This is a genomic window from Streptomyces sp. WAC00040 (assembly GCF_056835925.1).
Genome location: NZ_JAKQZE010000005.1, coordinates 207,243 through 224,979, shown reverse-complemented (window position 1 = coordinate 224,979; position 17,737 = coordinate 207,243). Strand labels below are relative to the sequence as shown.

Genomic DNA, 17,737 nt, shown 5'->3' with positions numbered 1-17,737 from the left:
CCCCGATTGGTGCCTGACAGTTAGGTCACGAGCTCCTTGTCGGCAAGCCGGACGGGCCTTCTTAATGGAAAGTTGAGTCCAGGGGTTCATGTGTTGCCCCTCTTGGTGTCGTTCTTGGTGCTCTAGCGCCCCTTCCCTTCACCTGGTACCACTGGTACCATGGAAACCATGGCTGAACCCAGAGCGATGAATCTGCGCTTCCCCGACCCTGAGCAGCGCGCTGCGATCGCGGCCGCCGCACAGCAGGAGGGGGTCAGCATGCAGGAGTACATCCTTTCCGCTGCCTACGCCCGTGCCACCGCCGTCGAGCAGCGGTTCCTGGAGGGCTTCAAGGCATCCGTGGCTCGCAGCGGCGCCGCGTTCGCCGCTGAGTCCAGCATTGATGCGGGGCACCGGGCGGCCGAGCAGCAGGCCCGGGCCGAGCTGGAGGATCTGGAGCCACGTCAGGGGCAGGGGCACGCGGCGTGACGCAGTCCGAACCGCTGCATCCGATCGAGGTCGCCTTTCTTCTCCATGCTGCGGAACTGCTCGAGGGCGATCCGCAGGTGGACGACCTGGGTCCTCTCTACTCTGCCGTTGCCCGGGTCAATGCACGGGCCATGGAACGCGACGTGTACGGCTCCCTCCACCTCAAGGCCGCAGCGCTGCTGCAGACGCTGGCGAAACTCCCTTGCCTCGAGCACTCGAATGAAGCCTTCGCCTGGCACGCCACCGAGGCGTACCTCGCCCTGAATGGTCAGCGGCTTGACTACCCGCCCAAGGCAGCCGTCGTGCTGGTCCGCGACGCCGTGGTCGGCGAAGTCGGTGTCGCTCGCATTGCCCGCCAGATCCGCAGTTGGTCAACCCCGTAGTGCGTTTGGGCTGTCGGATAGGTTCCGGCTGCAGTTGTTCACCGCGGCCGGGGCAATTCCGGTCGCGGTTGCGACGCAGAAGATGTGGTCTCGCTACCGCAAGCTGTGGACGCTCATCCACCAGGACACCCAGACCTTGATCCGGCACTTGAGCAATACCCGCACCGACGAGGGCGGCCGTTCAAAGCATGGGGACGTGGGGGAGGGGAGTGTGAGCACCCGACGGACGCGGGCTTCGCGTTCTGCGTGCGGCTGGCCCCGAGAACTTGTCCGCCGCGTTCGCCGACGCCCTCGACACGATCGTCCGCGCCCTGCCGGGCGCCCAGAAGGCACGAGCACGGGCACTGATCGACCTCGAGCCGTCCGCGACGTGTGTGCCGCGCGCATCGATGTCACCGCCTGACACCCGCGAGGCATACCGCCAGGCGTCGCCGTCCGGGGTCGTGATCGCGGAGCTCTTCCGCCGCCCTCCGTGCCGTGCACGTTCGCGCCCGGGGTTCGCCCTGTGGTCGTCCCTCGGTCGCATTCCGGCTGCTCCTGGGCTTCCGGCCGCTCGCCGGTTGCGGAAGGGCTGGCTGGTTGTGGTTGTTTGGGGTGCTGGGCTGTGCGGGTGGTCAGGGTGGAGACGGCGCGTGAACACCGGCCCCGTACCGGGCTGGCAGGCGTGGGCATCGTGCCATGTCTGGAGGAGGGGACTGTGGAGATGTTCGGGCTGTGCTGTCCATCGTCTGACCGTGATGGTCGGAGCCTGGTGCGCGCGAATGGGCTGGTAGCCGCATGAGCGGCGCCGTGTGGATCGGTGCCGTCGCGGGGATCGCCGGAACGGCGACGGGTGGTGCGCTGTCCATGTGGTCTGCGCGCCTGACTCAGCGGGCCCAGGAACGCACCGCGCACGCAGTGCAGCAGCATGCGCGCGCTGCTGCAGCTGCGGAGGCGGCTCTGACCGAGTTGCTGGAGATCCGGCGCGACTTCCGCAGGGCCCGGACGGCGGATGCGGACGAGTGGCAGCTGCGTCTTCGCGCGCTGCACGACCGCATCGCGAAGGTCCAGGTGCTGCTCCACAGCATCCCGGACATCGGGCTGCGCACCAGGGTCAGGGAGGACACCCTCTCATGCCTCTGCCGCCGCCTGATGACCGGCGGTCGGGAAGCGAGCGACGGGTCGCCGTCATCGAGCTGTGCGCCGACGCCATTGACTGCCTTGGCGCCTATCTCCGGGACGAACAACGGCCCGCACGCAGTGTCAGAGTCGAAGCCACGCGCAACCTCTGGCCTGTGGAAGCACGAGGACGACAGTCACTTCTACATGTGGGAACTTGACGACGAAGACACCTTCAACTGAAACGCACGCGCTGGTTCCGACACCTACGCCCTGCTCCGGTGGCCGGCCGGGCCCGACGGCACTCCAGCAGGCCCTGTCGGCTCGTGGGCGGGTGTCGACCATGTCCGGTTGTGGTGGTTCGCGGGTGCGGGGCTGCGGGGCCGGGCAGGGTGGAGTGCGGTGCGCGATCCTGGCCGGCGCCCCGGCCGGGTGGGCAACGTGCCGGCGAGGTGGGGGAGGGACGGCGGGCGGCATGGAGGTTCTCCCAGAGGGCTTGGTAGGCCTGCGGGCTACGGCCTGAACGGCACTGCTCCTGACGTCATTCTTGGCTTCTGGAGGAGCGTTCGTCCTACGGGACCGGACTGAGCGCGGCTGCTTCTTCGAGTCCGCTCTCGTGGCTGCCCCGGCCACGGTGACTGAGCCCAGGAGGGGTTCGGCCCGAACTCGGCACGCAACAGCGCAAGTCGGGTCATCATGGGTGCGTCAACGGATCGAGGCGTGTGTGGGCGTGGGCCGGAGCTGCTCTCGGGATTTCTGTCGCTGTGGCGCTGGTGCTGGTCGCCGTTCTCCTGGATCTCGACACCGGTGACCGGGTGGCGAGCGTCGTGGGGGCAGTGGCGGGCCTCGTCGGATGCGCGGTGGCCCTGGTCGCGCTCCTCCGGGACTTCCCGGCCGCACCGGCGCCCGGCGTCGGCGCGTCGGGTGAACGGGCCATCGGCGTCGGTGGCGGGGTGCGGGGAGCCCTGTCCACTGGGGACGGCGCCGCGCTGCGGGCTCCGGCTGCCGGCCCGCCGGCCGGCACCCCGAGAGCGGGTTTACCGGGCCGGTCACCGCGGCCGGCAACCAGCGGGATCGCGATCGGGTGTGACCTGGACGGCATCGCATCGACAGGTGACGACGCCACGACGCCCCCATGAGCGAGGCCCCGCTGCCCGTACCGGAGTGCGACAAAGCCCCAGACGCCGAAGCCCGCCGTCCCACGCCCGCCGCAGCGACGACGGCGTCACGGCCCCTGGCTTCGTAACTGACGGGCGACACCGCTTATCACCGAGTTTGGACAGCACTTGGTGATCACAGGGCAAGAAACTGTCGATGAGAACTGACACCGGTCATGGGCGCACTGCGGCGCGACGCTGAGGAGGATCTCCGAAACCTCGCCGCAGCTCGGTTGATCCACCAGACTTGCTCCTGTTTCCCAACGGAGAAGGGACGGCAGGCATGGCGAACAGCGCATTTTTGGTGATGGACGTCCAACGGGACGTCGTGGCCATCGCCGATGACGGTTCCGGATATCTGCCGCGCTTGCGCAGGGCGATAGACGGTGCCCGGGCTGCCGGTATCACCGTGATCTACGTGGTGCTCGGGTTACGGCCGGGCGATCCAGAAGTCAGCCCCCGCAACAGGGTGGTGACAAACGCCGTGCGGGCCGGATCGTTCACCGAGGGGGCCCCTGGCACCGAGATCCATCACGACGTCGCGCCCCAGCAGGGCGACGTCGTGGTTACCAAGAGGCGGGGGAGCGCGTTCTCGGGCAGCGACCTCGACTTGGTGCTCAGGGCTCGCGATATCGACAGCCTTGTTCTCAGCGGCATCGCCACCAGCGCCGTGGTGCTGTCCACCCTGTGGCACGCCATTGACCTGGACTTCGGCCTCACCGTCCTGGCGGATGCCTGCCTCGACACCGACCCCGAGGTGCACCGGATGCTCACCGAAAAACTGTTCCTGCAGTGGGCAGATGTCGTCGCCGTCGAGGACTGGCTCAAGGCCATCGCACCGCAATAGCGGGAGGCCGTCCCTCACCTGCGGGGCAAAACGGCATCGCCTCCCGTAGGCGGGGCGAGATCAGCCGGCGGAGTTCTGTGCTGCTGCCCGGGCCTGGGTGAGGGCCAGGCAGTAGGAGTCGGTGCCGGTCTGGATCAGATTGCTGCCGAAGGTCAGCCGGTCCACGATGGCCGGGCAAAGCCGGGGATCGGTGAAGGTCTTGGTCCAGCCGCTGAAACTCTCGTTCGAGGCGATGGCGACACTGTTCTTCTCCTCACGCTCCGTCAAAACCTGGAACAGCAGCTCAGCGCCCCGCCGGTCCAGCTCCATATAGCCCAGCTCATCGATGCACAAAAGATCGACTCGGCCGTAGCGGGCGATGGTCTTGGTCAGCACCTTCTCGTCGGCGGCCTCGACCAGTTCGTTGACGAGTTTGGTGGCGAGCGTGTAGCGGACCCGGTACCCGGCCATGGCGGCCTCGGTGCCCAGTGCGATCAGCGGGTGCGACTTGCCGGTGCCCGAGTCGCCGATCAGGCAGACCCTGCTTGACCCACTCGCAGGTCGCCAGCGTATGGATGACCGCCGGGTCCACGCTGGGGTTCGCGTCGAAATCGAAGGCCCGCAGTGACTTCTCGCGAGGGAAGGCGGCGGCCTTGATGCGTCGTTCCGAACGGCGGCGAGCCCTGTCGTTGCACTCGGCCATCAGCAGCTCGGCGAGGAACCCGCGGAGGAGATCAGCGAGCTGGACGACACCAGCATCCGGCTCGTAGCCGATGGCCTGGAGGTCCACGTCTCCCCTCTTCCAGGCGCGGGTGCGGTAGCAGTTGGAGCCGCCGGCGTCCGCGGTGATCAGCAGACGGGTGGCGGCCGGGTAGTCGTGCCGGCCCCGAGCCTGCCACCAGCGGCGGATGGATTCCACGGCGAAGGCAGCGGTGTCGTGATCGGTGCCGACGCTGACCCAGCCGGTGTTTGCGGCCATGGCGTAGTGCTGAGTCGGAGCCGGTCGACCGCGTAGGCTCTGGCATTGCGTTCGCGGGTGGTGTTGGAGTGCGCCGAGGGGCACTCGACTATGGAGGTGTCACGGCGGCTGCGGATCGCCCCGGACACCGTCCGCACCTGGCGAAGGCGCTTCCTCGACCGCGGTCTGGACGGTTTGTGCGACGAGCCGAGGCCGGGTGTCCCGCGGAAGATCACCCATGCCGATGTCGAGCGGGTGATCGTCAAGACACTGGAAGATCGTCCGGCGCGCAACGCACTGGTCGACCATGTCGATGGTCCAGGCCACCGGGATGTCACAGTCGGCGATCTCGCGAATCTGGCGGGCATTCGCCCTGGCCCTGCACCATTCGCAGACGTTCAAGCTGTCGACCGACCCGTTCTTCATCGACAAGGTCCGTGACGTCATTGGGTTGTATCTCGACCCGCCGGAGAAGGCTCTGGTGTTGTGCGTGGATGAGAAGTCACAGATCCAGGCCCTGGACCGGTCACAACCCGTGCTGCCGATGATGCCCGGGGTGCCCGGACGCCGCAGCCACGACTACATCCGCGCCGGCACCACCACGCTCTTCGCCGCACCGCCACCGGCAGGTCAACGGCTCGCTGCACCGGCGACACCGGGCTGCCGAGTTCAAGAAGTTTGCTGGTCAAGGTCGACAAGGAGGTTCCATCGGAGCTGGAGGTGCATCTGATCCTGGACAACTACGCCACCCACAAAACACCAGCGATCAAGCAATGGCTCCTGGCCCACCCTCGCTTCTCGCGGTCCTCTCGAAGCGGGTCGCATCACATGGTGGTCGGCGTCGGTCATGGAGAACGTCGCTGTTCCAGTCCACGCGCCGAAGCCCACGAGGCTTCCCCACCGAGCTTTGCCGCCGGCCTGTTCAGCCGGTTCGGCCCGGAGATCAGCGAGTTGCGGCGCTACCTGTCGCCCGAACCCAGCGAGTCAGGGGGACGTCGCGCCCCAGGGCGCTGATGACGTCACGGGGGCGAGGAAACCCCGGCGCACCATGAAACACCGCTGCGGCCGTTAGGAGTGAGGCACTCTGGTTGCCGACTCTCCGCCACATGGCGGATGTTTGCAGGTGCTGCAGGGTGCCACCGTGACGTGGCGGGAGAAGGATCAGCAAGTCCGCGTGAGACCGATTCGCACTGTTTGACCACCCAGTGGCGATGACGGTGGGCCGCGGCAAGCACTCCGCCCCGCTGCACCGCCCCCGCTCCCCCGAGGGTGGTGCAGGCCCCGGTACCCGAGCTGCCCCCGCACGGGTACCGGGGCACCGCAGCACCTCCGCGATCCAGAGGGCTGCACTGCTGCTTGGACACGAGCCACTGAAACGCACATGGGAGCGCCTTCAGCGTCGGCTGGTACTTGCGCATCGAGTTCCGCACAGCCCTTCGACTCAGGGATAGCCCCGCACAGGCCCACGTCGTGAAGGTCCTCGGGTTCCTCAACGAGGAGCGCCGCAGCCTTGACCACGTCGAGCCGTGTCTTCCAACGCTGTCCGTTGGTGCCCAGCCCGGACACGAGGGCAATGTCGCTGTCGGAGACGGCGGCGACGCAGGCTGGTGCACCATTGCTAGTCGTCGTCCCAGAGCCTTTGATCCGACTGCAGGGGTCGCCAGCTCGCCCCCTACTCGACATCGAGGCCACCGTCGGCTTCCCCTTGCATCACCGTGGACGGGGCAAGGGCGGTCAGGGTTTCGGCGGCCACCCGGCCGCTGGCCGATGCGGAGACGACCGGGTGACGAAATGGGCGATGCGCGTGGCGCTCAAGCGGGAGCTACCGGAGGAGTGATGGAGGGTGGCAACAGAACCTGCCGTGCGGTAGGGGTGCGCGGCGCAACGTCCTGCCACCTGGAGCAGCCTCCGACTGCGTGCCGCCGGCGAGCGAGTCAACCCCGCTCTCAATTGCTGATGGGGCGAATATTGGAACGGGTCGGATTCCTAATCTTGGGTTCCAGGGCCCACCATGAAATTTGGGCCTGCCTAGCGACTGGACAGCTTGCTATATTTCGGCATACGGGTGAGAAAGCGCCATGGTAAGGCAGGTCCTGGCACCTCGGATGGTGCACCGCCCCCAGGTCTAGGGGGTGCCTGATGACTGTGCTTGTGGCTTTGCTTGTTGGGATACTGCTGGGTTACCTGGTAGGTGGGCGGCTGGGCAATCTGGGCGAGGCTGACTTCGGACACCTCTGGCTGTTGGGTGCAGCAGGAGCCGTGAACGCGCTGAACGGCTACGTGCCAAATGCCAGCGACTGGGCTCAGTCGCGAGGCATCCCGCTGCTGGTTGTCTCGTATGTGAGTATTGCGGTGTGGGCGGCACGCAATATCGGCTCCGGCTCGTGGCGGATCCGCATGCCGCTCGCCCTGGGATTTACAGGGACCGTGTGCAACGCCGCCGTGGTCACCGCCAATGGGCTGATGCCTGTACTTCTGCCGTCACAGTGGGCCCCTCCTGTCGGCGCCAGTGGGGTCCTGGATGCCAAGCACGAGGTCATGACGCCCGATACAGTACTGCCCTGGCTCGGTGATATCTTTTCCTTCTTGAACGGGCGAGTGATGTTCAGCTTCGGTGACGTCTTGCTCGCCATCGGTTTCGCCGAACTGATCGCCGTGTTGATGACTGGTAACCGGCCCGGACGTCACGCCGCTCCAGCCGAACGTCTCTGAGGGTGAGAGCGGGTCAGGAAACGGTCAGAGAGCGGACACTGCGTCGGCAACGGCGGTTTGAGGGAGCGCACGATTGCACTGGTGCCGTCCAATCAAACAACGACGCGCCACTGCCACCCCGGTCTTCCAGTCATCGCACCACCTCCGACGCTGCAGGCAGTACGCGCTGTCGCTGAATGGTTCCTGGGCTGACGCTCTTGTGCCTGGCGTTGAGGCCGGAACACGTTTCCCTCCTGCACGTCGACGGCACAGCTCACGAGTTCGCCGGCACGACCACATGTCCTCGTTACCCTTCTGGACGAAGCTCGCCATGACGGTCAGAAGATCGTTCGGCACCTGGAGCGCCTCGGCCCGACGTACCTGCATGACGTCGGGCCGCCAGGACAGGCTCGAGACGTACACGATTCAGACGCGTTATCGGCTCGCCGAGCCTCGCAGTCTCATCCCGTCCAACCACCTGCCCAGCACCGCGGTGGGGCATGACGCGTGAGAGGCGCCCCGAGAAATGAGCGGCGCGACGGCGAGCATTCCGACTCCAGTGACCGACAGATCACGCTCGGCAGGTACTGATACGGCACGAAGAGCACCGCACCCTGATCGAGGACTCGCAAGCAAGGTTGTCGGCGACGACCATACTCGGTCGGCATACTCAAGTACGGCGCCAGCGGCCTGGCCATCGCAGCGACGGAGACCCAACACCCGAAAGTTGGCAAGGGTGCGTGACACCGGGTTGACCACCCAGCCACAGCGTTGCGGCCACTAGCTGACATCCGCTCGCGGGCCCCGCTCTGGAAGTCAAACAGCCACTTGATGTAATCCCGGGCGAAAGCTCCCTCCCTGCCCACCTCCGAGGAGGGGTAGCGGGCGGAGCCCGCCTGGACGCAGCCTCGGCAGCCTCATCGGCCTCCGCCCGCAGGTACTCGAGCAAGTCTTGCACCGTACCTACAAGGTGCAGCTCAGCTCACACCTCAACTGGGGTGGTGGGCAAGTGCCGTCCTCAACGCTGGCTCGTCGTTCGGCCTTTCGCCAACAGGCTCCACGGCCCTCTTGGGCATCCCCCGTGATCATCGCAGGGCCATTACTGATCGTTTCAGAATGAGGTTCGGAGTCGTCTCAAGCAGATGATGCTGCAGGCGAGTTGGAGCAGTGCGAGGTGGAGGTCGGCGCGTATCTCGTAGCGGATATCGGAGGCGCTTGAACTGGTGGAGCCAGGCGGTTGGGTCGGCCGCGCGGCGAGGTGCCTGCCGTGGCAGGTCCTGTTCCGCGCGGCCTCCCGCCGAACCGGACATGACGGTTTCCCGGTCATCCGGCTCTCCAGTGATTACTGCGTGAGTGGTCTGGCTGGCCGTTCTGAGTGGATACGGTCGTGGCAGGTGTCGCAGGCCACGACGGTTTTGCGTCGTCGGTGGAGCATGACGCGTGCCCAGTCGGAAGGCTGCCATCCGGCATGCGCGAGGTCGGCGAGAGCGCGGACGTGGTGCACTTGCACGTTGCCCTTGCTTCCGCAGATCTCGCAGGTGTCCGCCAGGAGTCTCGCGATGAGTTCCTTTTGCGGATAGTCCACCCGGACCGGCTCATGGTCGGCGAGTTCCGCCGCCCGCTGCCGTTGGAGGGGAATTCCACCGAACCGTGCCACCAGCGGTTTCCTGTTCTTCCGCTCGATACGGGCCTCGAAGCACACCCGGGGCCCATTGGGCGTGTCGATTCTGGCCTTGTGCTTGGCAGCCATCTTCGAAACTGACGAGCGGTGCTTGGCCGCAAGAGTCTTGAGCAAGGAAGTTTCCATGACCCATTGCAGCCGGTGCAGCCGGAAGACATCCCCGGCAAGCAGGTAGTACTGGACGACGCCCCGATAAACGGTCCCGAACGTCGCCACGATCGCATGATCGCTGCTATTGGTCAGGGCCGTCCTCTTCGCGGGTTCTCCGCGGGCGAGATAGGGGGCGCACTTGGCTTTGATCACGTCCCGCGGGACACGGAGAGCGATCTGACCGTTGACCCGACGGTAACGGCCGGTCTTCTTCGTGTCGTTGTGCTGGGTCGTGATCTCATATCCGAGAAACCTCGCTGCCCCGGTGCGGGCATGAGTGATCAGCGTCTTGTCTTGGGACAGTTCCAGCTTGAGTTCGTCACGCAGGAACTGCGCCAGGCGCTGCTTGATCTGCTCGGCCTCAGCCTTCGGTCCGGTGAAACCGAGGAGGTGATCATCCGCATAACGTATGTAGCGCAGCCTGCGATATCCCGGATCGTTCGGATCCGCGCTCGGCAGACTGACCATCCGCTGACGCAGCGCACGGGCCTGGACCCGGTCACCGCGCCGGCGGGCTTTCGCCAGCAGATTCTGCAACTCCAGATAGGCCGGGTTGCGGGCCCGGCGCTTCCCTCGGGTGTACTCCGGAATCAGAACTGTCGCGACGAACTCGTCCAGTTTGTGCAGGTAGATGTTGGACAGGACCGGGGAGGCCACTCCGCCCTGTGGCGCTCCGGAGAGCGTGGCACCCCACTTCCAGTCCTCCAGGTATCCGGCTGTCAGCATGTTGCGCACCAGCCGCAGAAACCGCTGGTCATGGATCTTCTCGCCGAGGATCGACAGCAGGACCTCGTGGTCCAGGCTGCCGAAGCAGTCGGCGATGTCCCCTTCGATGAACCAGGACGTCCCGGTCCACGTGTGGTCCACCTCCCGCAAAGCGGTATGGCAGCCCCGGCGGGGACGGAACCCATGAGAGCGGTCGGAGAACGTCGGCTCGTAATACGCCTCCAATAACAGGCGGACCACTTCACCGACGAGCTTGTCCGACCAGGCCGGCAGCCCCAGTGGACGCGTCTTCCCGTTCTTCTTCGGGATATGGAAACGCCGGACCGGACGGAAGCGGTAACGCTCGTGGCGCATCGCCTCGATGATCCGGTCGATCTTCCGCTGTGACATGCCGTCCACGGTTTCCGATGTGACCCCAGGCGTCATCGCACCATGGTTGGCGTAGATGCGACCGTAGGCCAGCAGATACAACTGCGGGTTGAACAGCTGCCGATACAGTTCATCACACGGCAGACCGCGTCTGCCGCGTTCACGCAGGACACCCAGCACCGTTTTGGCGCTCTGCATTACGCATACCTCCCGGGTTTGAGTGTCCGAATCACCTGGCCCCCTTCGCCCGATGCGGACGGCTTTCCCGTCCTCGCCGCGGTCGGCGAACAGCCGGTCCGGCCGGTGCCTCGGGCGCCCGCGGACCCCACGGATGCGCGGTATCGCGTCCAGCAATGGCATCAGCTGAGTGACGTCATGACGGTTTCCGCTGGTCAGCGAGACGGCGAGCGGTATGCCGTGGCGGTCGGTGATCAGGTGGTGCTTGCTGCCCGGACGTGCCCGGTCGACCGGCGAAGGTCCGGTGTGAGCCCCCCTAATCCGATATGTAGGCGGTTCGAACTCGCTCGTGCAAGAGGCTCGAGTCGCTTCATGCCGGTGACGGATGTCTTGAGTCCCCCTGGCCCGCGAGGCCTCCTCAAAGAGCGGCACCGTCAGCGGCGAGTTTCGCGGGGTGACGCGGACCCCGGGCTGACGCCTCCCTTTCCCTGGCCGTTGAGGCCTCTGTCAAGAGCGGCACGGCCCGGGGTCTCCGTGACCACCGCGAAACTTGCGAGCCGCAGCCGAGCGTTGATCGTCACGGCGCGAGCCCGCCCCAGGGTCGACCTCTTGTTACACCCGCGAGCCTTCGAGCTCTGCAGAAAGATCGAGCCCCTGGGGTGCGCTGGTGTCGCGAACGGCTTCTGAGATGGCGGACCACGAGTCCTGGGATTAGGGCGCCGCGTGACCCGCATGTGCTCGTGACCTGCATAAATGAACTGATCTGGGAGGACAGCTTGACTATCTTCTGCGGGATCGACTGGGCGGAGCGGCATCACGACGTCGCCTTTGTCGACGACACTGGCTCCCTGCTCGCCAAGGCCCGCATCACCGACGACGCGGCCGGCTACAACAAGCTCTTGGAACTCCTGGCCGAACACGGCGACGGCCCCGACACGCCTATACCTGTCGCCGTCGAGACCAGCCATGGTCTGCTCGTGGCAACCTTGCGCTCTGGCAACCGCAAGGTCTTCGCGATCAACCCACTCGCGGCTTCCCGCTACCGCGACCGCCACGGTGTCAGCCGCAAGAAGTCCGACCCCGGCGACGCTCTGGTCCTGGCGAACATCCTCTGCACCGACATGGCCATGCACCGCCCTCTGCCGGCCGACTCCGAACTCGCTCAGGCCATCACCGTGCTGGCCCGCGCGCAGCAAGACGCGGTCTGGAGCCGGCAGCAGATCGCCAACCAGGTCCGCTCGCTGCTGCGCGAGTACTATCCCGCTGCTCTTCTCGCCTTCCAGAGCAAGAAGGGTGGCCTGACCCGGGCCGATGCCCGGGTCGTTCTTGCCCTGGCACCCACCCCGGCCAAGGCCGCCCGGCTCACCCTCGCCCAGTTGCGGGCCGCCCTCAAACGCAGCGGTCGCACGCGCTCCTTCGACGCGGAAGCCGAGCGCCTGCAGGCCGTTTTCCGCGCCGAGTACGCTCGCCAGATTCCAGCGGTCGAAGACGCCTTCGGCCAGCAGCTGCAGGCCCTCCTCATGCAACTGGCCGCGGCCTGCCAGGCCGCGGACGACCTCGCCGCCGCCGCTGAAGAGTGCTTCCACCAGCACGCGGACAGCGAGATCCTGCTCAGCTTCCCTGGCCTCGGCTCCCTGCTTGGTGCCAGGGTGCTCGCCGAGATCGGCGATGACCGGGCTCGTTTCACCGACGCGAGAGCCCTCAAGTCCTATGCCGGCTCCGCACCGATCACGCGTGCTTCCGGCAAGAAGCGCTTCGTCGGACGCCGCTTCGTCAAGAACAACCGGCTCATGAACGCTGGTTTCCTCTGGGCTTTCGCTGCCCTCCAGGCCTCACCGGGGGCCGACGCCCACTACCGGCGCCGGCGTGAACACGGAGACTGGCACAACGCCGCTCAACGCAACCTGCTCAACCGCTTCCTCGGCCAGCTCCACCACTGCCTCCAGACCCGGAAGCGCTACGACGAACAACACGCCTTCAGCCCACTACTCGCGCACTCCGCCAGGCAGCCAGCTTGACTTCTTGGCTCCCTGAGATGTCTTTGAGCGCCCGGACATGAGAGCCGTCGATGGCCGCGTCGTCCATGTCCAGCAGGCCCGCGGCCCGCAGCTCGGCCAACAGCACCTCGTGCAGCTGCGGCCAGACACCAGCCTCGGTCCAGTCCCGCAGACGTCTCCAGGCCGTCACACCACTGCAGCCAACCTGTTCAGCCGGAACATCCCGCCAGCTCACGCTCTTGCACAGCACGTAAACGATGCCCCGCAGCGCGGCCCGGTCATCCGCCGGCAACCGCCCGGGATACCGGTGCCGCCGAGGCGGACGGGCAGGCAACAGCGGGGCCACACGTTCCCACAGGTCATCAGGCACGAGATCAGCAGACACCCAACAGATCCTGCCGACACAACACCCAACCGCCAAGCCCCACAACGAACTTCATTCTGAAACGATCAGTTACTGATCTTTTCGTTAGTTCCGTGGGTGCGATGGTCTTGTTGGTGGGATCCTGATGCGGTGTCTTTCAAGCCTTCGTGTGTTGTTCCTCCTTTGACGCGGCCGCAGTTGGCCGAGGCGCGGCGTGTGCGGGCGGCTGAGTTGTTCGGTCAGGGACGTTCGGGTTCCGAGATCGCGCGGATGCTGGGAGTCAGCGAGGAGAGTGTGCGGCGGTGGAAACGGGTGTGGGAGGAGGGCGGCGCCGATGCTTTGCGCCGGCGTCCGGCTACCGGTCGTCCGCCCAAGCTCGACGACGCCCAGGTCGAGATGGTCCGGGCCGCTCTGGAGCAAGGCGCTCAAGCCCATGACTTCGAGGCCGATCTGTGGACCCTGGAACGAGTCGGCCTGGTGGTAGAGCGGGTGACCGGAGTGGTCTTGTCGCGGGCGTCGGTGTGGCGGTTGCTGACCGGCCGGCTCGGATGGAGTCTGCAGCGGCCCGAGCGGCGGGCGGTTGAGCGGGACGAGTCGGAGATCGCCCGTTGGATCGCGCACGAGTGGCCGCGCATCAAAAAGGGGCCGTGAACACACGTGCCTGGATCGTCTTCCTCGACGAATCAGGCGTCTCCCTGCTCCCTCAGATCCGCCGCACCTACTCGCCCCGCGGCCGCACTCCGCTCCTGCGGCACCGTCTGAACTGGAAACGTGCCTCGATGGCCGCGGCTCTCGGCTACCACGCCACCGACCCCGAGCGTGGACCAAGGTTGTGCTTCCACCTCAAGCCCGGCAGCTACGACACCGCCGCACTCATCAAGGTCCTGGAGCAGGTGAAGCTGTTCTACCGCGGAGAGCGGGTGATCCTGGTCTGGGACGGGCTGTCCGCCCACTGGAGCCGGGCCATGCGAGCTTGGGTCGCCGAACAGGACTGGCTGACCCTGGAACGATTACCCGCCTACGCGCCCGAGCTGAACCCGGTAGAACTGCTGTGGTCCTCGCTGAAGAAGCGTGAACTCGCCAACCTCGCCGGCGATCACCTCGCCGATGTCGCCGACGCCACCGAACAAGGCATCCACCGCATCAACCACAACCCGCAACTGCCCTGGTCCTTTCTCACCCACACCGGCCTCACCCTCCACCCACCAACCCCACCGAACTAACGAAAAGATCAGTAGTACTGGCGCATCGGGTCGACCGATGAGGACGTCACGTCTGTCTGCCATGCGACGGGAGAGGACCTCGCCCCTGAGGTGAGGTATCAGTCCGAGGAGAGCGCGTGGAGAAAGGCCCCCGCAGCACCCTTGACGCACGGTCGAGAGGGTGGTAAACCGGAACCCGAAAGCAAGTAATTGCTTAGTTTTGATCTCGACCGAGGAGCGGTTGGCCAGAGCTGGAGACCGCACCAACGTCCCCGGCAGGCTCCGCGGCCAAGCGCTCCGGAGGGGAGCATCCGATGCTCTCCGTGTTCACCGGTTCCCAGTCCAGCGATCCCCCTGTCCCCGACAGCGCCCCCACCGGCTGTGCCATCGGCTTCCCGGCCCCATATCGGGAGTGCGCCATGCAGCAGACCAGGATCAAGGTCGGCGCCCCCAGGCGCCCGACTTCCTCCACCCCGCCGCTAGACCTGCGCACCCCCTCAGGCCGGCGCCTCCCTTACTGATCGCGACTGGACACCCCATGTTCCTCGCAACCGACAACCCCTGGACCTCATCCTCGTCCGAAGCCGAAGTCTTCACGCTTCTGCCACGAGCCAGGGCCGACCGCGCCGGATGCGCCGGTGGCCACGCCGTGTGTCAGCACACTCTCACCGTGACACCCACCGAAGCCGCCGCCCCCACCGCCCGTCACGACATCACCCAGACCCTGCGGGTATGGGGCCTGGCCCTGGACGGCGACCTCATCTACGTCGTGGAGCTGATCGTCACCGAACTGGTCACCAACTCCGTCCAACACGCCGGCCGTGTGACACCGCAGATCGCGGTGACCCTGCAGGCCGACGCCGACGGCACCCTTAACCTCGGCGTCGAAGACAACAGCCCCGACACCCCGACCCGCCACGAAGCCGCAACCGATGCCACCGACGGCCGCGGCATCTCCATCATCCACATCCTCCTGGCGGAGTACGGCGGCACCATCGACACCGAACACCACACCGCCGGCGGCAAGACGATCTGGGCACACCTCCCCACACACCCCCAAGAAGCACACGCCGCATAACCCACGCGACTGCCTCTCAGCCCCGGGCACTGGCCGCAGCCCACTGCCACCACGGGGCAAGGCCATGCCCTCGGTTGCGTTCCGTCAGCTTTGGGAGTGTAAGACAGTTTTTTGGTCACCTAGCGAGCTCGTGCATGGTTGGGTGGCACGTCGAGGGCCGCGAACTGGCCAGAGTTCACGCTCGTGCACCGGGAGCGAAGGCGCCCGCTTGTTGGTGAGAGAGCAGTGCGGCGACGGCCTGGATGGTGTCACTCACGTGCTCACGTCAACCGTGGCGGTGGGCGAGGGCTCTCCAATTCTTCAGGTAGGCAATGCCGTGCTCGACACAGATGCGGCGTGAGGACGTTTCGCGATGCGGACGAGGTTTCGGGCGGGGATGTTGGCGGGCAGGTTGGATATCCAGTACTTGACCGGCTCGTCCTGGCCTTCGGGCCACTGGTCTATGAGCCAGGTCAGCGGGATCGTGCCGTCGCTGGCGGGTTGGGCCGCCGCCCCGCGAGACGGACCCGTAGCAGGACGAAGTGCGAGCTCATCGCGGCTTTGGAGCCCTTGCGCCAGGTCAGGGTTCGTCCCTGGCGTCGTCCGGCGGCCAGCACGTGATTCCGCAGGGACGGGCCTTGACCCCGGATCTTGGACACTCGAGACACTTGGATCTTGAGTCCAGGAGAACGGATGTCCCGTGGTCATGAAGCACTATCCGCCGGAGTTCAAGGCGGACGCGGTCGCGTTGTACGAGTCGCGGCCTGGAGCGACGATCAGGTCGGTCGCCGCTGATCTGGGGGTCACCCCGGAGACGCTGCGGAACTGGGTCCGGGCGGCCGGGGCGAGCCGGCCACGGGGACGCCGGGCGGAGGTGCCGGCCGAGCCGCCCACAGCGCTGGAGGCGGAGAACGCCGCTCTGCGCAAGAAGGTCCGCGAACTGGAGGAGGAACGCGAGATCCTGCGGAAGACGGCCAAGTATTTCGCCGGGGAGACGCGCTGGTGAACCGCTTCCAGTTCGTCGCCGACCACCAGCGCCGCCACGGCGTGAAGCGGCTGTGCACCATCCTCGGCATCGCCCGCTCGAGCTTCTACTACTGGCGCCGAACCGCTGCGGACCGGGCCGCACGGCAGGCGGCCGACGCCCGGCTCACTGTCCGGATACAGGCGGTACACCGGGAATCCGACGGGACCTACGGTGTCCCGAGGATCACCGCCGAGCTCCGCGATGAGGGCGAGCGGGTCAACCACAAGCGGGTCGCCCGCGTGATGCGCCAGGCCAGCCTGGCGGGTCTGCGCCTGCGCCGCAGGCACCGCACCACGGTGGCGGACCCGACCGCGGCCCGGATGTGGGCCATGTCGAGAAGTGGCAACTGGCTCTGGACATGATCGACGAGACCCGGTCCTGGGGCGTCGATGTCCCCCTGGCAGTGGCCGACGGCGGCTACGGAGACACCGCAGCTTTCCGGCTCGGCCTGGAGACACGCGGGCTGCACTACGTGGTGGGCAGTTCGATCACCGTGACGGCCCACCCGCACGACGCGAGACCGCACACCCCGCCCCACAGCGGCCGCGGGCGCCCGCCCCAGCCGGCTTATCCAGCGGCGCCGAGGAGCGTGAAGGAGTTGGTCATCGCTGCGGGGAGGCGGGAGGCCCGGCCGGTGCAATGGCGGGAGGGTTCCCGCCCGGGCAGCGGCCGCAGCGGGTTCAAACGCATGTACTCGCGGTTCGTGGGGCTGCGGATCCGGCCTGCGGGACGCGAGATCCGCAAGGCCGTCGAGGGGGTGGAGCTGCCCGCGTGCTGGCTGCTGGCGGAGTGGCCCGCCACCGAGCCGGAGCCGGTGCAGTTCTGGCTCTCCAACCTGCCCGAGGACACTCCGCTCACCACGCTGGTGCGGCTGGCCAAGCTCCGCTGGCGGATCGAGCACGACTACCGCGAGATGAAACAGGCCCTGGGCCTGGCCCACTTCGAGGGCCGCACCTGGAACGGGTGGCACCACCATGTCACCCTCGTCTCCGCCGCCCACGCCTTCTGCACGCTCCAGCGACTGGCCCGGAATCCCAAAGAGACGGCGCTAGCCTGAGCCTCTACCAGGTCGTCCGCGAGATGCAGCTCCTCCTCGCGGTCTGGACCGGCGCCTGCCCCACCTGTCACCGCGACATACCCACGGCGATACCAACCTGACCAAGCCCTACTAGCTATGGGTGGGGAAAAGCCAGGGTTCGCTGGAGCAGGGGTAGGGGTCGCTCCAGTACCAGACTATGGGGCCCTCCGAGTATCCGCAGTGCCACAGTGCGTACTCCGGTGAGTTCCAACCCCAGTCGGCGGCTCCGGCGCCAACTGCCAGTGCGAGTCCGGCCACAGCGACGGCGGCGCGGATGCGCTTCCGCTTGGCGGGTGTCTGGGTGTTCTTCTCGGTCATCTGTGGTCCT

General features: G+C 66.6%; 14 protein-coding genes and 7 pseudogenes. 14 read left to right on the top strand and 7 right to left on the bottom strand.

The window, feature by feature from the left end:
- Nucleotides 1-159: 159 nt before the first annotated feature.
- The 5 genes from MDN94_RS36065 (at nucleotide 160) to MDN94_RS36045 (ending at nucleotide 3,953) form a co-directional block, all read left to right on the top strand.
- On the top strand, nucleotides 160-468 hold the full coding sequence (locus MDN94_RS36065; RefSeq protein WP_482730017.1) for a type II toxin -antitoxin system TacA 1-like antitoxin: 309 nt from the start codon (nucleotides 160-162) through the stop codon (nucleotides 466-468).
- Nucleotides 465-851 (top strand): type II toxin-antitoxin system death-on-curing family toxin, encoded by a 387-nt coding sequence (locus tag MDN94_RS36060; protein WP_482730016.1) that lies wholly within the window; start codon nucleotides 465-467, stop codon nucleotides 849-851. Before MDN94_RS36065 ends, MDN94_RS36060 begins: the two co-directional genes overlap by 4 nt.
- Before the next feature lie 777 nt (nucleotides 852-1,628).
- On the top strand, nucleotides 1,629-2,192 hold the full coding sequence (locus tag MDN94_RS36055) for a hypothetical protein (protein WP_482730015.1): 564 nt from the start codon (nucleotides 1,629-1,631) through the stop codon (nucleotides 2,190-2,192).
- Nucleotides 2,193-2,713: 521 nt separating this feature from the next.
- Nucleotides 2,714-3,088, top strand: coding sequence for a hypothetical protein (locus MDN94_RS36050; RefSeq protein ID WP_482730014.1), 375 nt, complete (start codon nucleotides 2,714-2,716; stop codon nucleotides 3,086-3,088).
- A 301-nt stretch (nucleotides 3,089-3,389) separates the two neighbouring features.
- The gene (locus tag MDN94_RS36045) at nucleotides 3,390-3,953 is read left to right on the top strand and encodes a cysteine hydrolase family protein (RefSeq protein WP_482730013.1); all 564 of its coding nucleotides are present in this window, start codon (nucleotides 3,390-3,392) and stop codon (nucleotides 3,951-3,953) included.
- Between the two features lie 60 nt (nucleotides 3,954-4,013).
- Here MDN94_RS36045 and istB read toward each other — a convergent pair.
- Nucleotides 4,014-4,659: pseudogene (gene istB / locus MDN94_RS36040) on the bottom strand (IS21-like element helper ATPase IstB); the annotation flags it as partial.
- A 72-nt stretch (nucleotides 4,660-4,731) separates the two neighbouring features.
- Nucleotides 4,732-4,941: pseudogene (locus tag MDN94_RS36035) on the bottom strand (ISAzo13-like element transposase-related protein); the annotation flags it as partial.
- A 6-nt stretch (nucleotides 4,942-4,947) separates the two neighbouring features.
- Here MDN94_RS36035 and MDN94_RS36030 point away from each other — a divergent pair.
- Together MDN94_RS36030 and MDN94_RS36025 are read left to right on the top strand one after the other, a co-directional pair.
- Nucleotides 4,948-5,688, top strand: a pseudogene (locus tag MDN94_RS36030) (IS630 family transposase); the annotation flags it as partial.
- Between the two features lie 1,341 nt (nucleotides 5,689-7,029).
- Complete coding sequence (locus tag MDN94_RS36025; RefSeq protein ID WP_482730012.1) at nucleotides 7,030-7,602, top strand: DUF5317 family protein; 573 nt, start codon at nucleotides 7,030-7,032, stop codon at nucleotides 7,600-7,602.
- 1,090 nt (nucleotides 7,603-8,692) lie between these two features.
- On the opposite strand, the pseudogene MDN94_RS36020 reads toward MDN94_RS36025, so the two are convergent.
- From MDN94_RS36020 to MDN94_RS36010, 3 genes and pseudogenes are all read right to left on the bottom strand, one after another.
- Nucleotides 8,693-8,816, bottom strand: a pseudogene (locus MDN94_RS36020) (IS5/IS1182 family transposase); the annotation flags it as partial.
- Nucleotides 8,817-8,923: 107 nt separating this feature from the next.
- Entirely contained in the window at nucleotides 8,924-10,705 is a 1,782-nt protein-coding gene (locus tag MDN94_RS36015) for a reverse transcriptase/maturase family protein (protein ID WP_482730228.1), read from the bottom strand.
- A gap of 39 nt (nucleotides 10,706-10,744) precedes the next feature.
- Nucleotides 10,745-11,002 (bottom strand): annotated as a pseudogene (locus MDN94_RS36010) (transposase); the annotation flags it as partial.
- A 443-nt stretch (nucleotides 11,003-11,445) separates the two neighbouring features.
- On the opposite strand from MDN94_RS36010, the gene MDN94_RS36005 reads away from it, so the two are divergent.
- Nucleotides 11,446-12,702 (top strand): IS110 family RNA-guided transposase, encoded by a 1,257-nt coding sequence (locus tag MDN94_RS36005; protein ID WP_482730227.1) that lies wholly within the window; start codon nucleotides 11,446-11,448, stop codon nucleotides 12,700-12,702.
- A 22-nt stretch (nucleotides 12,703-12,724) separates the two neighbouring features.
- Here the strand turns inward: MDN94_RS36005 and MDN94_RS36000 are convergent.
- A pseudogene (locus MDN94_RS36000) lies at nucleotides 12,725-13,066 on the bottom strand (transposase); the annotation flags it as partial.
- 162 nt (nucleotides 13,067-13,228) lie between these two features.
- Between MDN94_RS36000 and MDN94_RS35995 the strand changes: the two are divergent.
- The 6 genes and pseudogenes from MDN94_RS35995 to MDN94_RS35970 form a co-directional block, all read left to right on the top strand.
- Nucleotides 13,229-13,696 (top strand): winged helix-turn-helix domain-containing protein, encoded by a 468-nt coding sequence (locus tag MDN94_RS35995; RefSeq protein ID WP_482730011.1) that lies wholly within the window; start codon nucleotides 13,229-13,231, stop codon nucleotides 13,694-13,696.
- Nucleotides 13,693-14,268, top strand: coding sequence for an IS630 family transposase (locus MDN94_RS35990; protein WP_482730010.1), 576 nt, complete (start codon nucleotides 13,693-13,695; stop codon nucleotides 14,266-14,268). Before MDN94_RS35995 ends, MDN94_RS35990 begins: the two co-directional genes overlap by 4 nt.
- A 649-nt stretch (nucleotides 14,269-14,917) precedes the next feature.
- Nucleotides 14,918-15,325, top strand: a complete 408-nt coding sequence (locus MDN94_RS35985) for an ATP-binding protein (protein ID WP_482730009.1) — start codon at nucleotides 14,918-14,920, stop codon at nucleotides 15,323-15,325.
- Between the two features lie 685 nt (nucleotides 15,326-16,010).
- On the top strand, nucleotides 16,011-16,310 hold the full coding sequence (locus MDN94_RS35980; protein ID WP_482730008.1) for a transposase: 300 nt from the start codon (nucleotides 16,011-16,013) through the stop codon (nucleotides 16,308-16,310).
- On the top strand, nucleotides 16,307-16,693 hold the full coding sequence (locus tag MDN94_RS35975) for an IS3 family transposase (protein ID WP_482730007.1): 387 nt from the start codon (nucleotides 16,307-16,309) through the stop codon (nucleotides 16,691-16,693). Before MDN94_RS35980 ends, MDN94_RS35975 begins: the two co-directional genes overlap by 4 nt.
- Nucleotides 16,651-17,388: pseudogene (locus tag MDN94_RS35970) on the top strand (IS701 family transposase); the annotation flags it as partial. The gene MDN94_RS35975 and the pseudogene MDN94_RS35970, both read left to right, overlap by 43 nt.
- 111 nt (nucleotides 17,389-17,499) lie before the next feature.
- Here the strand turns inward: MDN94_RS35970 and MDN94_RS35965 are convergent.
- Entirely contained in the window at nucleotides 17,500-17,727 is a 228-nt protein-coding gene (locus MDN94_RS35965) for a hypothetical protein (protein WP_482730006.1), read from the bottom strand.
- Nucleotides 17,728-17,737: the final 10 nt, after the last annotated feature.